The sequence below is a fragment of the Pontibacter sp. HJ8 genome (assembly GCF_054824225.1).
On sequence record NZ_JSYF01000329.1, the window covers coordinates 1 to 18,210 of the forward strand.

General features: G+C 52.4%; 8 protein-coding genes. 6 read left to right on the forward strand and 2 right to left on the reverse strand.

Annotated elements, in window-relative coordinates; translation table 11 throughout:
* Positions 1–129 precede the first annotated feature (129 nt).
* From OB13_RS14355 to OB13_RS14370, 4 genes are all read left to right on the forward strand, one after another.
* A complete protein-coding gene (locus tag OB13_RS14355) occupies positions 130–3,417 on the forward strand; it encodes a SusC/RagA family TonB-linked outer membrane protein (RefSeq protein ID WP_461490859.1) in 3,288 nt (1,095 codons plus the stop codon).
* 61 nt (positions 3,418–3,478) lie between these two features.
* The gene (locus tag OB13_RS14360; protein ID WP_461490860.1) at positions 3,479–5,230 is read left to right on the forward strand and encodes a RagB/SusD family nutrient uptake outer membrane protein; all 1,752 of its coding nucleotides are present in this window, start codon (positions 3,479–3,481) and stop codon (positions 5,228–5,230) included.
* 157 nt (positions 5,231–5,387) lie between these two features.
* Positions 5,388–8,954 carry a VCBS repeat-containing protein gene (locus OB13_RS14365; RefSeq protein WP_461490861.1) on the forward strand — a complete coding sequence of 1,189 codons (3,567 nt, stop codon included), beginning with the start codon at positions 5,388–5,390 and terminating at the stop codon, positions 8,952–8,954.
* Between the two features lies 1 nt (position 8,955).
* Positions 8,956–10,563 carry an FG-GAP repeat domain-containing protein gene (locus tag OB13_RS14370; RefSeq protein ID WP_461490862.1) on the forward strand — a complete coding sequence of 536 codons (1,608 nt, stop codon included), beginning with the start codon at positions 8,956–8,958 and terminating at the stop codon, positions 10,561–10,563.
* A gap of 125 nt (positions 10,564–10,688) precedes the next feature.
* Here the strand turns inward: OB13_RS14370 and OB13_RS14375 are convergent, their stop codons facing one another.
* A complete protein-coding gene (locus OB13_RS14375; protein WP_461490863.1) occupies positions 10,689–12,035 on the reverse strand; it encodes a vanadium-dependent haloperoxidase in 1,347 nt (448 codons plus the stop codon).
* A gap of 298 nt (positions 12,036–12,333) precedes the next feature.
* Here OB13_RS14375 and OB13_RS14380 point away from each other — a divergent pair, with 298 nt between their 5' ends.
* On the forward strand, positions 12,334–15,702 hold the full coding sequence (locus OB13_RS14380; protein ID WP_461490864.1) for a ThuA domain-containing protein: 3,369 nt from the start codon (positions 12,334–12,336) through the stop codon (positions 15,700–15,702).
* A 137-nt stretch (positions 15,703–15,839) separates the two neighbouring features.
* On the opposite strand, the gene OB13_RS14385 is transcribed toward OB13_RS14380, so the two are convergent.
* Positions 15,840–16,748 carry a ChbG/HpnK family deacetylase gene (locus OB13_RS14385; RefSeq protein WP_461490865.1) on the reverse strand — a complete coding sequence of 303 codons (909 nt, stop codon included), beginning with the start codon at positions 16,746–16,748 and terminating at the stop codon, positions 15,840–15,842.
* A gap of 359 nt (positions 16,749–17,107) precedes the next feature.
* Here OB13_RS14385 and OB13_RS14390 point away from each other — a divergent pair.
* Positions 17,108–18,210, forward strand: a 1,103-nt coding sequence (locus OB13_RS14390; protein WP_461490866.1) for a sugar phosphate isomerase/epimerase family protein, incomplete at its 3' end; no start/stop codon positions are given.

Below are 18,210 nucleotides of genomic sequence, written 5' to 3' on the forward strand. Positions count from 1 at the left end.
CATATGCTTATTTCATCCTACTTCGTTGGCCAATAACCTGGAATAGGAGCTTGGAAGGCTCATACAGGTATAGATCGGCTCTTGTTCTTTTAAATGGAAACTTGGTGTCAATATTTCAACTTATGCTGTATGGAAAATAGCTACTATAATACGTGGATGCCTGTGAAGCGCAACCATGCAAAAATGCTACCCCATCCGAAGGGGCTTACCCTTACTCTGACCTTTTCAACCCTCTTTCTTCTCGCAGCTTCTGCCAGTACTTCCGCCACCGGTGCAGATGCTTCTTTATTTTATGAAGAGCACGTAATACGGGTGGTTCAGGATCAGAACATAACCGGACGGGTAGTGGATGAGAACAACAATGGGTTACCAGGTGTGGCTGTTGTGCTGAAAGGCACCACTAGGGGAACCTCAACAGATGCGGACGGCAGCTTCCGGCTCACAGTGCCGGACGGAACGGGCACCTTGGTTTTTTCCTTTATCGGGTATGCAACGCAGGAGGTGTCGATCAACAACCGCAGTACCATCAACATTTCGATGGCAGTGGATGCCAAAGCATTGCAGGAAGTAGTCGTGACAGGCTATACCACCCAGGCCAAGCGCGATATCATTGGTGCAGTTTCGGTGGTGGAGACGAAAGACCTGCTGGCTACACCGGCACCTAACGTGCAGCAGCAGTTACAGGGACGTGTTGCAGGTGTAACCACTTCCGGAACAGGACAGCCGGGTGCTGGCGCGAAAGTGCGTATTCGGGGTTTCAGCTCCTTTGGTGCCAATGACCCGCTCTACATCGTAGATGGGGTGCCAACCTTTAACATAAACGAGATCAACCCGAATGATATTGAGAGTATGCAGGTGCTCAAAGATGCATCAGCGGCCTCCATTTATGGTTCACGCGCAGCCAACGGGGTTATTATCATCACGACCAAACAAGGAAAAACGGGCGCTCCGCAGGTCAATATCACCTCCTACTACGGTATGCAGGTAGCCCCCGATGGACCGGATTTCCTCAATCCGAGGGAATATGCGCAATACCTGTACGAAAGCTATACCAATGCCGGGCAGGAGTTCAACCACCCACAATATGGCAGAGGAACCCCGTCACTACCTGTTTATATTCTGCCTGCAGGAGCACAGACCGTGGACGAATCTACCTATAGTATAGATCCGGACAATTTCAACCAGATCGTGCGCGCAAACCAGGAAGGAACAGATTGGTGGGATGCCGTATTTGATCCGGCTTCCATCCAGAATCACCAGATTGGTCTTACCGGTGGCGGTGAAAAAACTACCTACGCTGTCAGTTTTAATTACTTCGATCAGGAGGGTATAGCCAAGTATACCGATTACAAACGTTACAGCGTGCGGGCAAACACCTCCGCCACCATAGCAGATCGGTTCAGGGTCGGGGAAAACTTACAGATCAGCTTCAATGAAGGCAACCTGGGCAACACCAGTGGAGGCGAGTCGGATATACAACACATCTACACCATGCAGTCGATTGTGCCGGTGTACGATATCATGGGTAATTTTGCCGGTTCCAGGGGGGCTCAACTGGGCAATGCCCGAAACCCGGTGGCCGAGCTGTTCCGTCAGCGCGACAACAAAAACACCAACATGCGCATATTCGGCAACGCCTTTGCCGAATTGGATATCATTGAAGGGCTGACCGCCCGGACCTCCTTCGGTACCGATTATGGCAGCTACTACGGCCGGAACTTTATCTTCTCGACGTACGAACGTGCTGAAAACGTTGGTTCTAACAGCTTTACGGAGCGGAATGATAACTTCCTGAATTGGACCTGGTCCAACACACTGGTCTTTAAACGAACGCTGGGAGAAGATCATGCTTTGACTGCCCTGATCGGATCAGAAGCTATCCGCAATTCTACACGCGGGGTGGGAGGTAGCCGGGTCGGCTTTTATTCCAATGATCCAAATTTCAGGATATTAAGCACAGGCGGAAGCGGCATCACCAACTTCAGTTATGGTACCAAGTCGACGCTTTCTTCCCTCTTTGGCCGCGTGGACTACGGCTTCCGGGACAAGTACCTGTTTAATGCTACGGTGCGCCGGGACGGTTCTTCTGTATTCGGATCCGAGAACAGGTATGGTGTCTTCCCTGCTTTTGGTGCTGCATGGCGTATTTCCGAAGAAGCCTTTATGGGAGGGTCTTCGGTATTCAGCGATCTGAAACTGAGGGCAGGCTGGGGCAAACTGGGCAACCAACTGCCGGTGGACCCCAACAACGCGTTTGATCTGTTCCGTACCGTTGCGGCAGGTAGCGGCTATGATATAGCCGGTACAAGCACCGCCATTGTCCCTGGTTTTGACAGCGACCGCATCGGCAACCCCTCTACAAAATGGGAGACTTCCACCACGACCAACATCGGTCTGGATGTCGCCTTGTGGAACAACAAAGTCGGACTGACAATAGATGCCTATGACCGACGTACAAATGATCTGTTGGTGCGTAGCCAGATAGCTGCTCCTATAGGGGAGGCTACCAGACCTTTTATCAACCTGGGAGACATGCGCAACAGAGGTTTCGACATCAACCTGAACACTGCTGGTGATATTACATCCGAACTCGCTTTCGATGTGAACCTGACCTTCTCGAGGTACAAGAACGAGGTACTACGTGTAGGCGACAATGATGAGGCCTTCTTTACCAGTTACCTGGCCCGCTGGCAGGAAGATATCTCCCGAACTCAGAAAGGCGAACCCCTCGGCTCTTTCTATGGATACCAGATCGCCGGCTTCTTCAATAACCAGTCAGAAATGGATGCTGTGGAGCAGGACGGGGAGCGTATCGGAGGCTGGCGGTTCAAAGACCTGAACAATGACGGCGTGATCGACGGTGAAGACAGAACCTTTATCGGCAACCCGCATCCTGATTTTACGACAGGTCTTAATCTGACACTCCGCTTCAAGGGCTTTGATCTGAATGCTTTTCTATATGCCAGCATCGGAAACGACATCTTCCATTATAGCAAATACTTCACGGACTTCAATACCTTTCAGGGCAATAGAAATCCACGGATGCTCTACGAGTCCTGGAGACCGGATAATATGAATGCGACACTGCCGCAACTGGATATCTCGGATAACTTCAGCAACAGTGTGACGCACGATTATTATGTAGAGGATGGCTCCTACCTGCGAGCACGTACTGTGCAGTTGGGCTATACGCTCCCCTCCACCTTGACCAGCAAAGCAGGCATCAGCTCTGCCCGGATTTACCTGCAGGCGCAGAACCTGTTCACCATTACCGATTATACCGGCATAGATCCTGACCTGTCGTTGTTAAACCAGAACGCCAATGCAGCAGAGGCTGATCTCAATATCGGTATTGATCCGGGGGGCTATGTGCCCAACCCGAAGCAGTACCTGATCGGAATCAACTTTGGTTTCTAAAACCGGATGCTGATTAGAAATTTCAGTCTTTAGAAGTGATAACCTTAAAGGAATCAACCATATGAACATCAGAAAAGTATATATCATTCTCACAGGTATAGTGATTACGGGTTCCGTATTCGTTGCCTGTAAAGATGAGTTCCTGGAAGCAGAGCCGATAGGGGTGCTCAGGGATGTCGATTTAAATACAAAAGCGGGCGTGCAGGGGTTGCTGATCGGAGCTTATTCGCTACTCGACGGCACAGGCTCCGCCACAAACAACTGGGAAGCAGCAGGCTCTAACTTCGTGTTCGGCAGTATTGCCAGCGATGACGCCTACAAGGGCTCAGACCCTTCGGACCAGGCACCTATGCTGATCATGGAACGCTACGAAACGCAACCCAACACCGGTTACCTGGATATAAAGTGGCGTACGCTGTATGATGGTATAGCCCGGGCAAACGACGTGCTTCGTACCATACCAGAAGTGGAAGAGTTTACCGAGGAGGAGCGGAAGACCATCACAGGTGAAGCACGCTTCCTGCGCGGACATTACCACTTTGACGGCCGCCAGGTCTTTGAAAAGGTACCGTATGTGGATGAGAACACCATAGATCGAGCAAACCTGGAATCAGCCAAGGTGCCAAACGACAAGGAAGTATGGCCGATGATAGAGGCTGATTTTCAGTATGCTATTGATAACCTGCCGGAGACGCAACCCGATGCCGGCCGTGCCAATAAGTCGGCTGCCAAAGCCTATTTAGCCAAGGTATACTTGTTTCAGGGCAAATATGCCGAAGCGCTGCCTTTGCTAACTGATGTGATTGCAAACGGAGTAACGGCACTGGGAGCCAAGTATGACCTGGAAGACAAATTCAGTGACATTTACATGATCTCCAATAAGAATAATGAAGAGATTGTCTTTGCCTATCAGTCTTCTGTGAATGATGGTTCAGCTGCAGTCAATGCCAACTCGGCTGAAGTGCTCAATTTCCCCAATGGCGGTGGCGCACCGGGTGGTTGCTGTGGCTTTCATCAGCCTTCCCAGAACCTGGTAAACTCCTACAAAGTGGATGCTAACGGACTTCCCTTGCTGGACACCTTCAATCAAACGGATCTGAAGAATGACAATGGACTGAGCAGCAGCGATCCCTTTACGCCTGACATGACCACACCGGTAGATCCCCGTCTGGATTATACCGTTGGCCGCAGAGGTATACCATACCTGGATTGGGGGCTGCACCCGGGCAACAACTGGATCCGTAACATGCAGCAGATGGGCCCTTATTCTCCCAAGAAGAAGGTATACCGCAAGTCAGATGAAGGCCAGTTCACGGACGGTTCCAGCTGGACACCCGGTTACAACGCCCAGATACACGCCATCATCCGGTTTGCGGATGTGCTGCTGATGGCGGCAGAAGCTGAAGCTGAAGCCGGATCACTGGCCCGGGCCACTGAACTTGTAAACATGGTTAGACAACGTGCTGCGAATGCCGAAGATTTTGTGCGGATGCCGGACGGTTCCCTGGCAGCGAACTACAAGATCGGCCTGTATCCAACGTTTGCCAGCAAAGACTTTGCTTTGAAAGCCATTCGCTTTGAGAGAAAGATTGAGCTGGCGATGGAAGGACAGCGATTCTTTGATCTGGTGCGCTGGGGTATAGCCGCTGAAACCCTGAATGCTTACCTGGCAGTAGAGCAAACCAAACGCCCGTACCTGAGAGGTGCTGTGTTTACGCCCGGACAGGATGAGTATTTCCCGATTCCGGAGCGACAAATCAACCTGAGCCAGGTGAACGGGCAGTCTGTGCTGCAGCCTAACCGTAACAATTGATACATTCAATACTAATTGTTCTATAAAATAGGAAGGCAGGATGCAGATCTTGCCTTCCTATTTATTATATTGGTATAGTTATCAACCAGATACTCAATGTGTAAGTACACTTGCTTATACCTATTCTTTTCCTGTTCAGATTTAATATAGCCCTTGTATGCGTCTGATAATCCTGAAATCCATCTTGCTGACCGGTATGCTTCTGCTGCTCTTGCAGGGCTGCAGACCCAAAGAGCAGCACCTGTTTGAGCGCCTGCTCCCCAACGAAACAGGCATCACGTTTTCCAACCGCATTACTGAATCGGACACGATGAACATCCTGGAGACAGAGTACATCTACAACGGAGGAGGTGTGGGTGTAGGGGACTTCAACCGGGATGGTTTGCCTGATGTTTACTTCACCGGCAACATGGTACCCAACCGGCTATACCTGAACAAAGGCGATTTTAAATTCGATGACATCACGGAGAAGGCACGTGTAACAGGGGAAGGGAAGTGGTGTTCGGGCGTGGCGGTAGCTGATATCAACAACGATGGCTGGCCCGATCTGTACGTGGGCGCTACCATGAGTGACAGCCCGGAAAGACGTGCCAATATGCTCTACATCAACAACGGCCTCAACAAAGACGGTATACCTACTTTTACAGAATCAGCCGAAGCATACGGTATAGCCGATACGGGCCATACCACCACGGCGGCCTTTTTTGACTATGACAAGGACGGGGACTTGGATCTCTACGTGCTGACCAACGTAGTCAATGCCGGCGTGCCCACTACCTACCATAAAAAGATGGTAGACGGTTCATCCGAGAATAACGATCGCCTGTATCGCAACAACGGGAAAGGCACCTTCACGAATGTGACACGGGAAGCAGGCATTCTGATCGAGGGCTTTGGCCTGGGCATCGCCATCAACGACATCAACCTGGATGGCTGGCCGGACATCTACGTCACCAACGACTACCTCTCCAACGACCTGCTCTATATCAATAACCGGGACGGCACCTTCTCCAACAAGCTGGGTGAATACGTCCGCCATACGAGCTATTCGGCCATGGGCAACACCGTGATGGACATTAACAACGACGGTTTAGTGGACATTCTGGCGCTGGACATGCTGCCCGAAGATAACAAGCGGAAGAAGTCCATGCTGATGGCCAACAACTATGCCACCTACCTCAACAACGACCTGTATGGCTATGAGCATCAGTATGTGCGCAATACGCTGCAGCTGAACCAGGGTATGACAGCAAATGGGCACCCGGTATTCAGTGAAGTGGCACAGCTGACGGGCCTGCACCAGACCGACTGGAGCTGGACGCCGCTGGTGGCCGACTTCGACAACGACGGGCAGCGGGATGTGATCGTGACCAACGGTTTTCCGAGAGATGTGACCGACCATGACTTTCGCATCTATCGGAGCGGGCCGGCCGGCATGGTAGGCGGCAGCGAGTACCTGGTTGACTCTATACCTGTTGTGAAGATAACCAACTATGGTTTCCGCAACAACGGCAACCTCTCCTTCAGCGATGTGACCAAAAGTTGGGGACTGGCTATTCCTTCATTCTCAAACGGAGCGGTATACGCGGACCTGGATAACGACGGGGATTTGGACGTTGTCATCAACACGATCAACGACAGTGCGCTGGTGTATAAAAACACGCTCTATACAAGTAAGTCGAAACGGGAGAAAAATCACTACATCCGGCTGCAGTTTGAAGGAGGCCCCGCTGACGGGCAGGGTTTCGGGGCCAAGGTGCACGTATACTATGGCGGAGGAGCGCAGCAGTTTTATGAGCACTCGCCTTACCGCGGTTACCTGTCTACCCTGGAAAATGCAGCGCACTTCGGGATGGGAGCAAATGCAAAGGCAGACTCCGTGGTGGTGGTATGGCCGGACGGCAGAGCCCAAACGCTCCTTAACCTGGCTGCCGATCAGGTATACACCCTCTCTTATAAAAATGCGAACGGCAAGCGCCCACAAGGTGGTATGGTGCATACTGCCCTATTTGAAGAAGCTGGCAGGGCGCAGGGGCTGCTCTTCCGGCACCAGGAACAAGACCAGATCGACTTCAACGTTCAGAAGACCCTGCCCCACAAATATTCACAGGATGGACCAGGCATATCGGTTGCCGACGTGAATGGTGACGGACTGGATGATGTTTTTGTCGGCGGCGCAGCAGGCAATGCGGGTACGCTGTTCCTGCAGGGTAAGGACGGGAAGTTTCGCAAGCAAGAAGGCGCTATGGCGCCTGAGCCGAAGCAGGAGGAGGATACCGGCATCCTGTTCTTTGATGCGGATAACGATGACGACCTGGACCTGTACTGCGTGAGCGGGAGCTATGAGTTCGAAGACGGATCTCCGCTCCTCCGGGACCGCTTTTACCGGAACAACGGTGCCGGGAAGTTTGAGCCGGATAGGGATGCATTGCCTGCAGCTACAGTCAGTGGTTCCTGTGTTCGGGCAGCAGATTACGATCAGGATGGTGACCTGGACCTGTTTGTAGGAGGTAGGGTAGTTCCCGGTAAATATCCGCTGGCTCCGAAGAGCACGATCCTGCGCAACGAGGAGGGCCGGTTTACCGATGCCACGGCAGCCGTGTGCCCCGAACTGCAGACACTGGGTATGGTGGCCGATGCCCTCTGGACCGATTTCGATAACAATGGCAAAACGGACCTGGTCGTGGCAGGTGAATGGATGCCGCTGATGTTTTTCCGGAATACCGGCAAAGGACTCGAGAATGTAACCGAAACAACTGGAGTAGCGCACCTCAAAGGCTGGTGGAACAGCATCGTGTCCGGTGATTTCGACAAGGATGGCGACATGGACTACATCGCCGGCAACCTGGGCCTGAACACCAACTATACAGCCTCTGAAAAGCAGCCGCTTACCCTCTATGCCAAAGACTTTGACAGCAACGGCAGCATGGACCCTGTTCTGGCCTGTTACATGAAGGCGGAAGATGGTACCATGAAGCCTTTCCCGATGCACAACCGCGACGATTTGTCCGCACAGATGGTGCAAATCAGGAGACAGTACCTTCGCTACAGCAGCTATGCCAAAGCTACCGTAGCCGATGTGCTCCAGCCGCTGGACCAAAAAGATATGCTTCGATTCGATGCTACTTGGTTTGCCACCAGCTATTTCGAGAACCTAGGCAACGGCAAGTTCAGGGCGAAGGCACTGCCGGTGCAGGCACAGGTAGCGCCTGTAAATGGTATGCTGGCCCAGGATGTGACCGGAGACGGTAACATGGATGTGCTCATGGTAGGCAACAACTACGGGACAGAGCTTTTCACCGGGCGCTACGATGCCTTTGTTGGTTTGGTACTGCAAGGAGACGGGAAGGGAAATTTCAAGCCCCTGTCGATAAGTGAGAGCGGCTTCCTGGTGAACGGGGATGCCAAGGGGCTTGCCCGTTTGGTAACAGCAGCTGATGAGGATCTCTTTTTAGTGACCCAGAACCGGGACAGCCTGAAGGTCTTCAAGAGCAACAATAAGCGTGCTACTCAACAGTCCCAGTTGTTGCACCTGCAGCCCTTCGATGCCTGGGCTGAACTCACTTTTCAAGATGGCAAAAAGCAGCGGCAGGAATTCCATTACGGTGCATCTTATTTGTCGCAGTCGTCCAGGAAGATCAGACTTCCACAGGATGTCGTGTCTGTGAAAGTATACGACTACAAAGGCAAAAGCAGAGACCTGCAACAACTTGCACAGCGATAAGATGCGACATAACGTGTTGATTTTGGGTATTGCGCTGCTGTGCGGCAGCTGCACAGGCAATACAGAGCATAAGGAACCAACAGGCGAGCGGGTAAGCCTGCAGGAGCCGGTGCTGGCTGACACGGCTGAAGCACTTCAACTGACAGGCCTGGCACTGGCCAAAGCCTACTGCCAGGCCTGCCATGCTTTCCCTTCTCCTGAACTACTGGATAAAAAAACCTGGAAACAGGGGGTACTGCCCAACATGGCCCTGCGCCTGGGCCTGAACATTTCTGGCGATAGCCCTTACCAGGGGATGACGCAGCAAGAAACAGTGGATCTGTTGCAGGCTGGCGTATACCCCGGCAAGCCCCTCATTTCAGAGCGCGAGTGGAACAAGATCGAAGCCTATTATCTGGAGCATGCTCCTGAAGCATTACCCCTGCCTGCACAGGGAGAAGAGCTGGCCACACTGGAAAATTTTACGGTGGTTGTTCCGGCTATGAATCAAGGGCGGCAGCCCATGACTACCCTAATTAAATTCCTGCCGGAGTCCCGTTCGCTGTGGGTGGGCAACAGCCATAACTGGCTTTTCCGGCTTAACCGGCGGCTGCAGGTGACTGATTCTGTGCAGCTGGCATCTACACCGGTGGATATTATTGGAAAAGACGAAAGGTATAAGGTGCTGGGCATTGGAACCATGCGCCCTTCTGAACTGAGGGACGGGCAACTGTTTAGTTTCAAATCGCCTGCCACCCAACACCAACCCCACCTACTGCTCGAAGGGCTGCGGCGTCCGGTACAGATGGCAGAAGCGGACTTTAATAAAGATAAGCTGCAGGACCTGGTTGTCTGCCACTTCGGTAATAACCTGGGCGCGCTGGTGCTATACCTCAACATGGGGCAGGGCAAGTACAGGCCGGTGGCACTCAAAGAGCTTCCGGGTGCCGTCAAAGCCGATATCAGGGACATGAACCAGGACGGACTACCCGATATTGTGGTGCTGTTTGCGCAGGGCACAGAGGCCATTAAAGTGTTTTACAACCAAGGCGGTACAAGCTTCGAAGAGCACAACCTGGTGCAGTTCCCGCCGGTTTTTGGGCTAAGCTGTTTCGAGCTGGCAGATCTTAACCGGGATGGCTTTCCGGATTTGGTGGTGGCAAATGGTGACAATGCCGATTATTCACCCGTTACCAAGCCCTATCATGGCGTTCGGGTATACCTCAACGATGGTAAAAACCATTTCAATGCATCATCCTTCTATCCCATGCCCGGTGCCTCCAAAGTCGTTGCCCGTGATTTTGATCAGGACGGAGACCTGGACATTGCTGCCATTTCATTCTTCCCGGATTTTGAGCGTACTCCAGAAAAAAGCTTTGTATACCTGGAGCAGGAAAGTAACCTGAAGTTCAAAGCCCTGATCTTACCAGATCCTCGACTTGGCCACTGGCTCACCATGGATGCCGGCGATGTGGATGGCGATGGCGATGAAGACATTATCCTAGGCTCGTTTACAGGTACGCCCGCGCCTGCTGCCCTTCAAAACAGGTGGCTGCAAAACGGGCCGGGAATGGTTGTACTGCAAAACCGAAAAAATGAGCAGCAGGATCTGGCCGTTACCCATAAATGATAGGCTGGAGTGAAGGAACAGACAGTGCCCTTCATATCGCTCACAGCCGGCCAATTCCGTTTATGCTCCTGGAAGAGAAAGGAGAGGTACAGGTATAGCAACAGGTATAGGGGCTATACCTGTTGCTAGTCTACGGAAGCCGTATGTTGCGCCTTGCGAGTCTTCAGTTTCGATACCACCATACTGCCCACTGCATTGCCCTGCAGTGTACCGTTTTCACAGGCTGGCCGGAAATGGATACCGCCATAGATGCGGCTTTCACCGGCTTCAAGCGCGGCCTCATGGAAGGAGTTGAATTTACGGACCGGTAAGCCAATGGCTACCTGCGCTGAATCGCTGAAAGCAAAGGCATCCCCGAACTGATGGGTCAGGACGGTAGCGGCGGCGGCAGAGATCACGCTGTGTCCGCTCGGGTACTCCGGGAAAGGAGGTGTCTGCAGGATCGGATCCCAGTTCGGGTCGATGTAGCGCTCAATGTAAGTATCCGGACGGATCGTGTTATACCTGAACTTTGAATCCCAGCAGCTGATAAAGCCATCGGCCAAAGCAGTTGTGACCATTACATAAGTTTCGGCAGCTTCGATCAGGGACAGGTCCCGTTCCCGTATGGCTGTGTTTGTGATGGCAAGCCAATGCCCTGGCGGCGTCAGCTTTTGTTTGTAATAGGTTACGTGGCCTTTGGTGTAGGAAACATTCGGATTGTCGTCCCAGAATTGCGCAATCAGCGTTTTTTCCGCGTCGATGTTCCGCACGATGTTATAAGTTTCCATTGCCTGCTGGTAAAAATCGGAAGAAGTCAGCGTATCAAAGGCAGCAGGAACGTAAGGCTTGCAGGCGGCAGCGGAGTCCATCACAAAGGGGCGCATCATTTGCCAGTGGGGCTCAACGGCCGGCATATAATCCGGTGCAGTAGGAGCCCAGATGTCCGGCTTGTTGGAGATGTAGTGCCGGGTGAGCGCCCGTGTTTCTTTGTAGCCGTCCTGCTGCGCCCACGCCAGGATGTGCTCCCCGACCTGGCGGCCATACGCGATCGAATTGTCCAATACTTCTTTTCGGATGCCTATTTTGCGGATCTCAGCCAGGTACTCGTCCTCATAGCCCTGCATCCGGGCCTCATCCAGTATCATCTTTTTCCCGACTGTAGCAAAGGCGATGATGCTGGAAACGGGAGAATAAATTTCTTTGGTCGGATCTGGTTTGGGAACGGGCTGCAGTTCATTCAACTGACCTGCCAGGGATACGAACTCCGGATGGGCTGGCAACAAGGCTTCATAGGCAGCAATGTTGGGGTAGGTATAAATGCGGCTGGCAACAGGAGGCGTGAAAATATCCCGCACAATGATCTCACTCAGGTGCCTGTTCCAGACCATCAGCTGCGTACCGGAAAATTTGTCGAGACCGGCCTGGTCCTGTTTTTCCTGGCACCCGGCTAACAACAGGAATAGGACGAAGAATAAAAGGGGCTTTTTCATATTCGTCAGCTGAATTTAGGGTGAACTTAGGACTTGCTTTACAAGTAAAGAAGCAGGTAGATGCGTATAAAAACCAATAACTTATTATACTTGTAAATTGCAAGCAATCTGCTTTCTAAGTTAAAACAAAAAAGCATGTCAGATATGCTATATACTTAAACAGGGAAAGTATTTTTCTAGTTGCATTAATTTTATAAATTTCATGTAAATTATTTTGTTAAAAGTGTAGTGCGTGCAGGCTGGGATTTTTGTGTCCATATGCCTTCGTCTGTTGCTATACCTGAAGCGCAATTGTCGTATGATGAGCCCGATACATCCTTCTGTTAAAATCGTCCGGTACCTTTTCTTTTGTCTGGTTGCAGCCGCTTTTGTCGGCTGCTCCGGAGAGAAGGAAAGCCGTGTACTGATCTTCTCCAAAAACCCGCTGGAGCAGCAAACTAATGCCGAAGCTGCCGCTGCCCTTGCGGCCTATGTGCAGCAACAGGGTATAGCGGTAGATACCACCACCAACAGCGCTTACCTGGCGGAAGACTCCCTGATGCGGTATGGCACCGTCGTGTTCCTGAATACCTCCCGGGATGTGCTCGAAACCAGGCAGCAGAATGAGATCGAACGCTTTGTGCAGGCGGGGGGCGGTTTTGTAGGGATACATGCTGCTCCGGGCTCCAGGTACCAGTGGCCCTGGTATAACAATATGTTTGGGACACTGCAGGAGCAACAACCCGATAGCCTTCTGGCATCCAACGTGAACCTGCAACTGGTAGAAGCAGAGGACGCCCTGACACAAGGCCTGCCCAAAAAATGGAGTCAATCAGACCGGCTCTACAAATTTGCTTCGAAGGATGCGGCAAGTAACCTGCTGGTAACGGCAGACCAGCAGGAGCCTGTGTCGTGGTACAGGGAGTATGACGGCGGTCGCATGTTCTATACTGCCGCCGGAGGTACGGCAGCCAGTTACAAACAGGATGAGTTCCTCCAGCATCTGCTGGCCGGCATCCGGTATACCCTGGAAGGACCTGCCCTGAAGTATAAAAAAGCCAGAACGGAACAGGTTCCTGAAGATAACCGTTTCCTGCAGGTGGTGCTGGACACGTACCTGCACGAGCCCATCGAGATGGAGATTCTAAACGACGGCCGGGTTTTGTTCATCGAACGACTGGGAAGTATAAAGCTTTATGATCCGCAGAAGAAGGCAACCAAGCTGATTGCCAAACTCGACGTACATACCGAGGGCAACTACGAGGATGGCCTGCTCGGGCTGGAACTCGATCCGGACTTTGACAGGAACAACTACATCTACCTCTATTATTCGCCGGTGGGTGACAATCCGGTGCAGAACCTGTCGCGCTTCAAGCTTTTGGGCGGTGACAGCCTGATCATGCGATCCGAAAAAGTTGTGCTGCAGGTACCGGTGCAGCGCGAGACGTGCTGCCACTCTGCCGGCAACGTCTATTTCGGTCCGGATGGACTCCTATACCTGACCACCGGTGACAATACCAGTTCCAAAGAATCCGACGGCTTCACACCGATCGACGAGCGTCCCGGCCGGGGGCCTTTTGATGCCCAGAAATCATCGGGTAACACGCATGACCTGCGCGGCAAGATCCTGCGTATCAGCCTCAACAAAGACGGCTCCTACAGCATACCTCCAGGCAACCTGTTCCCGGCAGACGGCTCCAGGGGAAGACCGGAAATCTACATAATGGGTGCCCGTAACCCCTACCGCATGACGGTAGACAAACGCGGTTTTGTATACTGGGGAGATGTGGGGCCTGATGGCGGCGTGGCGAACGAGCGCGGACCACTCAGCCAGGATGAATGGAACCAGGCCCGGCGAGCTGGCAATTACGGCTGGCCTTATTTTGTAGGAGACAACAAGGCCTATGCTGATTTTGATTTCGCCACCAACACGGTAGGTCCCCGGTTCGATCCGGCCCGGCCGGTAAATGAGTCGCCATACAACTACGGTTCTAAAGTTCTGCCACCGGCGCAGGGGGCTTTTATCTGGTATCCTTACGGCGGGTCAGAAGAGTTTCCGATGCTGGGTACCGGCTCACGTACGGCTATGGCCGGGCCTTTCTATTATGTGAGTGACTACCGGAAGTCGCGGCACCGTTTTCCGAAATACTACGATAACAAGCTGTTCATTTTTGAATGGGCGCGAGACTGGCTGAAGGTGCTGACCTTTGACAAGGAGGGCAATCTCCAGAAGATAGAACCCTTCCTGAGCAGCCAGAAATTCTATCACCCGATCGATGTGAAGTTTGGCCGCGACGGAGCGATGTATGTGCTGCAGTATGGGGCCAACTACTTCGCCCGAAACCCCGATGCTTCCCTCGTCCGGATCGAGTATGCCGAAGGCAACCGGCAACCGATCGCAAAGATCAGCGCGGAGAAAACAGTCGGGGCAGCTCCCTTCAAAGTAAAGTTGTCTGCAAAGGAATCTTTTGATTATGACAAAGAGGATGAACTGACCTATGCCTGGCAGTCTGGTGCAGGGGAGACGTCTATCAGCGCAGTGCCGGTGTTTACGTATTCCAAACCGGGTGAGTACCGTGCGCAACTGACCGTGACCGACAAGGAAGGAGAAGAGGCAAAGGCTGAGCTGGTGATCCGGGTTGGGAATGAGATGCCGCAGGTAGCGATCGAACTGGCCGGAAACCGCAGCTTCTACTCCGACAACAGAACGCTGGCTTATAAAGTAAAGGTGCAGGATAAGGAAGATGGCAAGCTGCATGGCGGGATCAGCCCCGACCAGGTACGCTTTCACATTGATTACCTCGAAGGCAAGGATATGGCCCTGCTGTCTTCGCATGACCAAAGCGCCGAAGGTGGTTCTGTCCGGTTTTTGCAAGGCAAAGCACTGGTAGCCGACAGTGACTGTGGTTCCTGCCATGCCCTCGACAAAAAATCAATCGGACCCAGCTGGCTGGATGTTGCCAGCCGGTACAAAGGCGATCAGAAAGCGGTTCCGATGCTGGCCAGAAAGATCATCACAGGCGGCAATGGGAACTGGGGTAAAAACATGATGTCCGCTCACCCGCAGCACACCGAGGAGGAAACAGCCGAGATGGTAAAATATATTTTGTCGCTCGGGGAGGGTGGACAAGTTGGTTTGCCACTGGAGGGTACCTATGCACTCAAAGATCACGAGAATGGCGGAGCAGGTACTTACGTCATCACAGCCAGCTATACCGATAAGGGGGACAAACATACGGGACCACTGACCGGCCGCCGGATAATCACCCTACGCAACCCGCGTGTGCAGGCCGAGGATTTTGACTCCTTCCAGAATGTAGGGCGACAGGGGCCTTGGGAGGATGGTACCTCCATTGTGAGCAACATCCGGGACGGCTCCTTTATTTCTTTTAAAGGAATCGATTTGTCAGGTATAGACCAGCTCACGTTCAGGATAACATCCGTGCGACAGCCGGTTGTGGTGGAAGTGCGGGCTGGCTCACCTACCGGAAAGCTAATCGGAAAAACTACGGTCAGCCCCGATGCTGACAAAGCAAAAGGCTGGCGTACTGTCACGACCAAGGTTACGAACCCGGGTAGCGTGCAGGAGCTCTTCTTTGTCTTCCGCAACAAGGAGGTAAAAGACAAGGACCTGCTGAACCTGGACTGGATCTACTTCGGTTCAGACCAGGGTATGGCAGCAAAATAAGTAAATTTCAGGTATAGCGAAAGACACGCTGCTTATCGGGCAGCGTGTCTTTTTTTTAGTGGGCTATACCTTGGGCGAGAGCAGGTAATGACCAGGCTGCCTGCTCTCTATACCGTGGGATCAGCTGCTGTTTTCCTTTAGCGCACCACAGGAGCCTGCATACCTGCCAGGCCGTTTTTCCGGATCAAATCAGCGTAGTTGATGAGCTGAAAATCTTTCCCAATTCGCTTCTGAAACTTGCGCGAGAGCAGCATGTCCAGTTCTGCCTGCCGGTGCTCGCCGGCTTTGGGTTTTCCTTCCGTCGTATTCATCAGGGCACTGTTCATATCCACCAGCACGTCTATCTCGGGAGAGCTTTGGGCAATGTGGAGTTCGGTAACGTTGAGCGAGCCGGGTTGCAGGTTCGTGACAAACTCCATAAACTCTTTGGCTTTGTTTTCAACCGGAACCGCCCACATGCTTTTGTAGTTTTCGCCAAAGTAACCTGATATACCCAGGTTATACTTTTGGGCCAGCCGCTCGGTGATCGCACGCAATTCAGGCGTAGCCACCGCCATACCCATGTGCGGATCAAGATACGCTATCTGCAGCCCGGATTGCAGGGCCCGCTCTATCTGCGCAGTGAGTTCTGACTCTACCTCATCCAGCTGGTAGTTGCTCTGCAGGAAAGACTCGATAGAAGGCAAAAAGTACCCAAGGCTGTCTACGAGGCTGGGTACGGCGGTCCGCCCGGCGACAGGTCCCCAGCGGTAGTTTTTCCACTCTGCATTGAGCGTCAGGTGTACGCCTACCGCTACGTTCGGGTGGTTCCGGAGAACCTCCACTGCCTCCTGGTACCAGGGACAGGCAAACATAACCGAAGCTGAAACAGGTATACCTGTTTCGGCCAGCTGCTTTACCCCCAGGTTTACCGCGTGGTTCATACCAATGTCATCTACCCGCAGGAGCAGCTGTGGGAGTGGCGGGTTCTGCGTCTGCGCCACCACCGGTGTGAAAAAACTAAACAAAAGAGTAAAAACAGCAAAGGAGAAGAAGCGGCCTTTCATAATATGTTCTTTAAATGTTCCTATAACTCATACTGGATTTGTGAAATAAGGTAGAATTTTAAGTGAGACTTTTGGAATAAAATATATAAATGATCATACATTTTCTAACAGATGACGTATTAAGCTCAGATAATTGTAGCAGATTGACTCTCAGGCATTGAGAGAAAATAATGAATAGAAGTCTCGCCTGAGTGAGTGCTCAAACGAAATGAAACGGATTTGGTGGTTCGGTATATATCTGCTACTTTAAGTCTTGCATATATTTGTAGTGGCTCCTGCTAACCTATTTTGTGAAGAAGTAGTACGTAGGGCTTCAAGTATAAAACAACCCACTAAAGCTGTAAGCCGATAGCAAGCGCATGAATAATCAAATCTGGATTATGACCTCAGCCTTTGACCAGCTGAGTTTGGATGAAGTGATTGAGAAAGCTCACGCAGTGGGCGTACAAGGACTGGATGTGTGTGTATTCCGGAAGGATGGCACCCGCGATGACTTTGTAGCCACCCACCTGAACTACGAGCGATTTGGACCGGCCGATGCCAGCGCCCTGCTGGACAAGTTTAACAAGGCCCGTCTCCAACTTTCGCTGGGTGCTTTTGATAACCTGATCGGAGGCGATCCGGAGCAACGCGTGAAGAACCAGGATCACCTGCTTCGGCTGATCCGGATGGCATACCTGCTGGGAGGCGATGCCAACGATGTGAAAGTAGGCACTTTTGTAGGGTATAACCACGAGCTGGGCAACCAGGAAAATGGCTTTCAGAAGAACCTGGAAGAGTATGCCCGCATCTTCAGGCCGATCATACGGTATGCCGAAGACCTGGGGGTAACGGTACTCTATGAGAACTGCCCGATGGAAGGCTGGCGTTCTGCCGGCCACACCAGCACGTTCAACAACCTGTCCGGTGTGCTGGCGGCCCGCAAACTGATGTATGAGCTCATCCCAAGCAAGGCCCATGGCGAGATCTACGATCCTTCGCACGATGTGTGGCAGCATGTGGACCCCAGTGAGGTGATACGGCATACAGACATGGCGCGGCTTCACCGTATCCATGTCAAGGCCACGCGCAACGGCAACAATGTACACTGGGGCAATATGTACCCGATGCAGCTGGTAGATGCCGATTTGGCCAGCCGTGCCGGCGTGCCGACCTGTTCGAACGAGTGGGACCGCCATAACTACGAAGCCATGCTGCCAGGCTTTGGCGGTTCGGACAGCATGGATTGGCGTGCTTTCGTCAACACGCTGAAGGAGCGCGGATTCAAAGGTCCTTTCGAAATTGAAAACGAAGCTGCGCTGTCCAAAGGCACCGGGAACATGGGCGCGATCATACAAGGATTCAAGGCTGCAACGCTGAACCTGGCTCCAATGCTCTGGCCCCTGACCGGAGATGGCTACCAGTATAATACCGGGGATTTCCGGGAGCTGAAAACAGAAGCCAGGAAGGATATTCCGGTTGT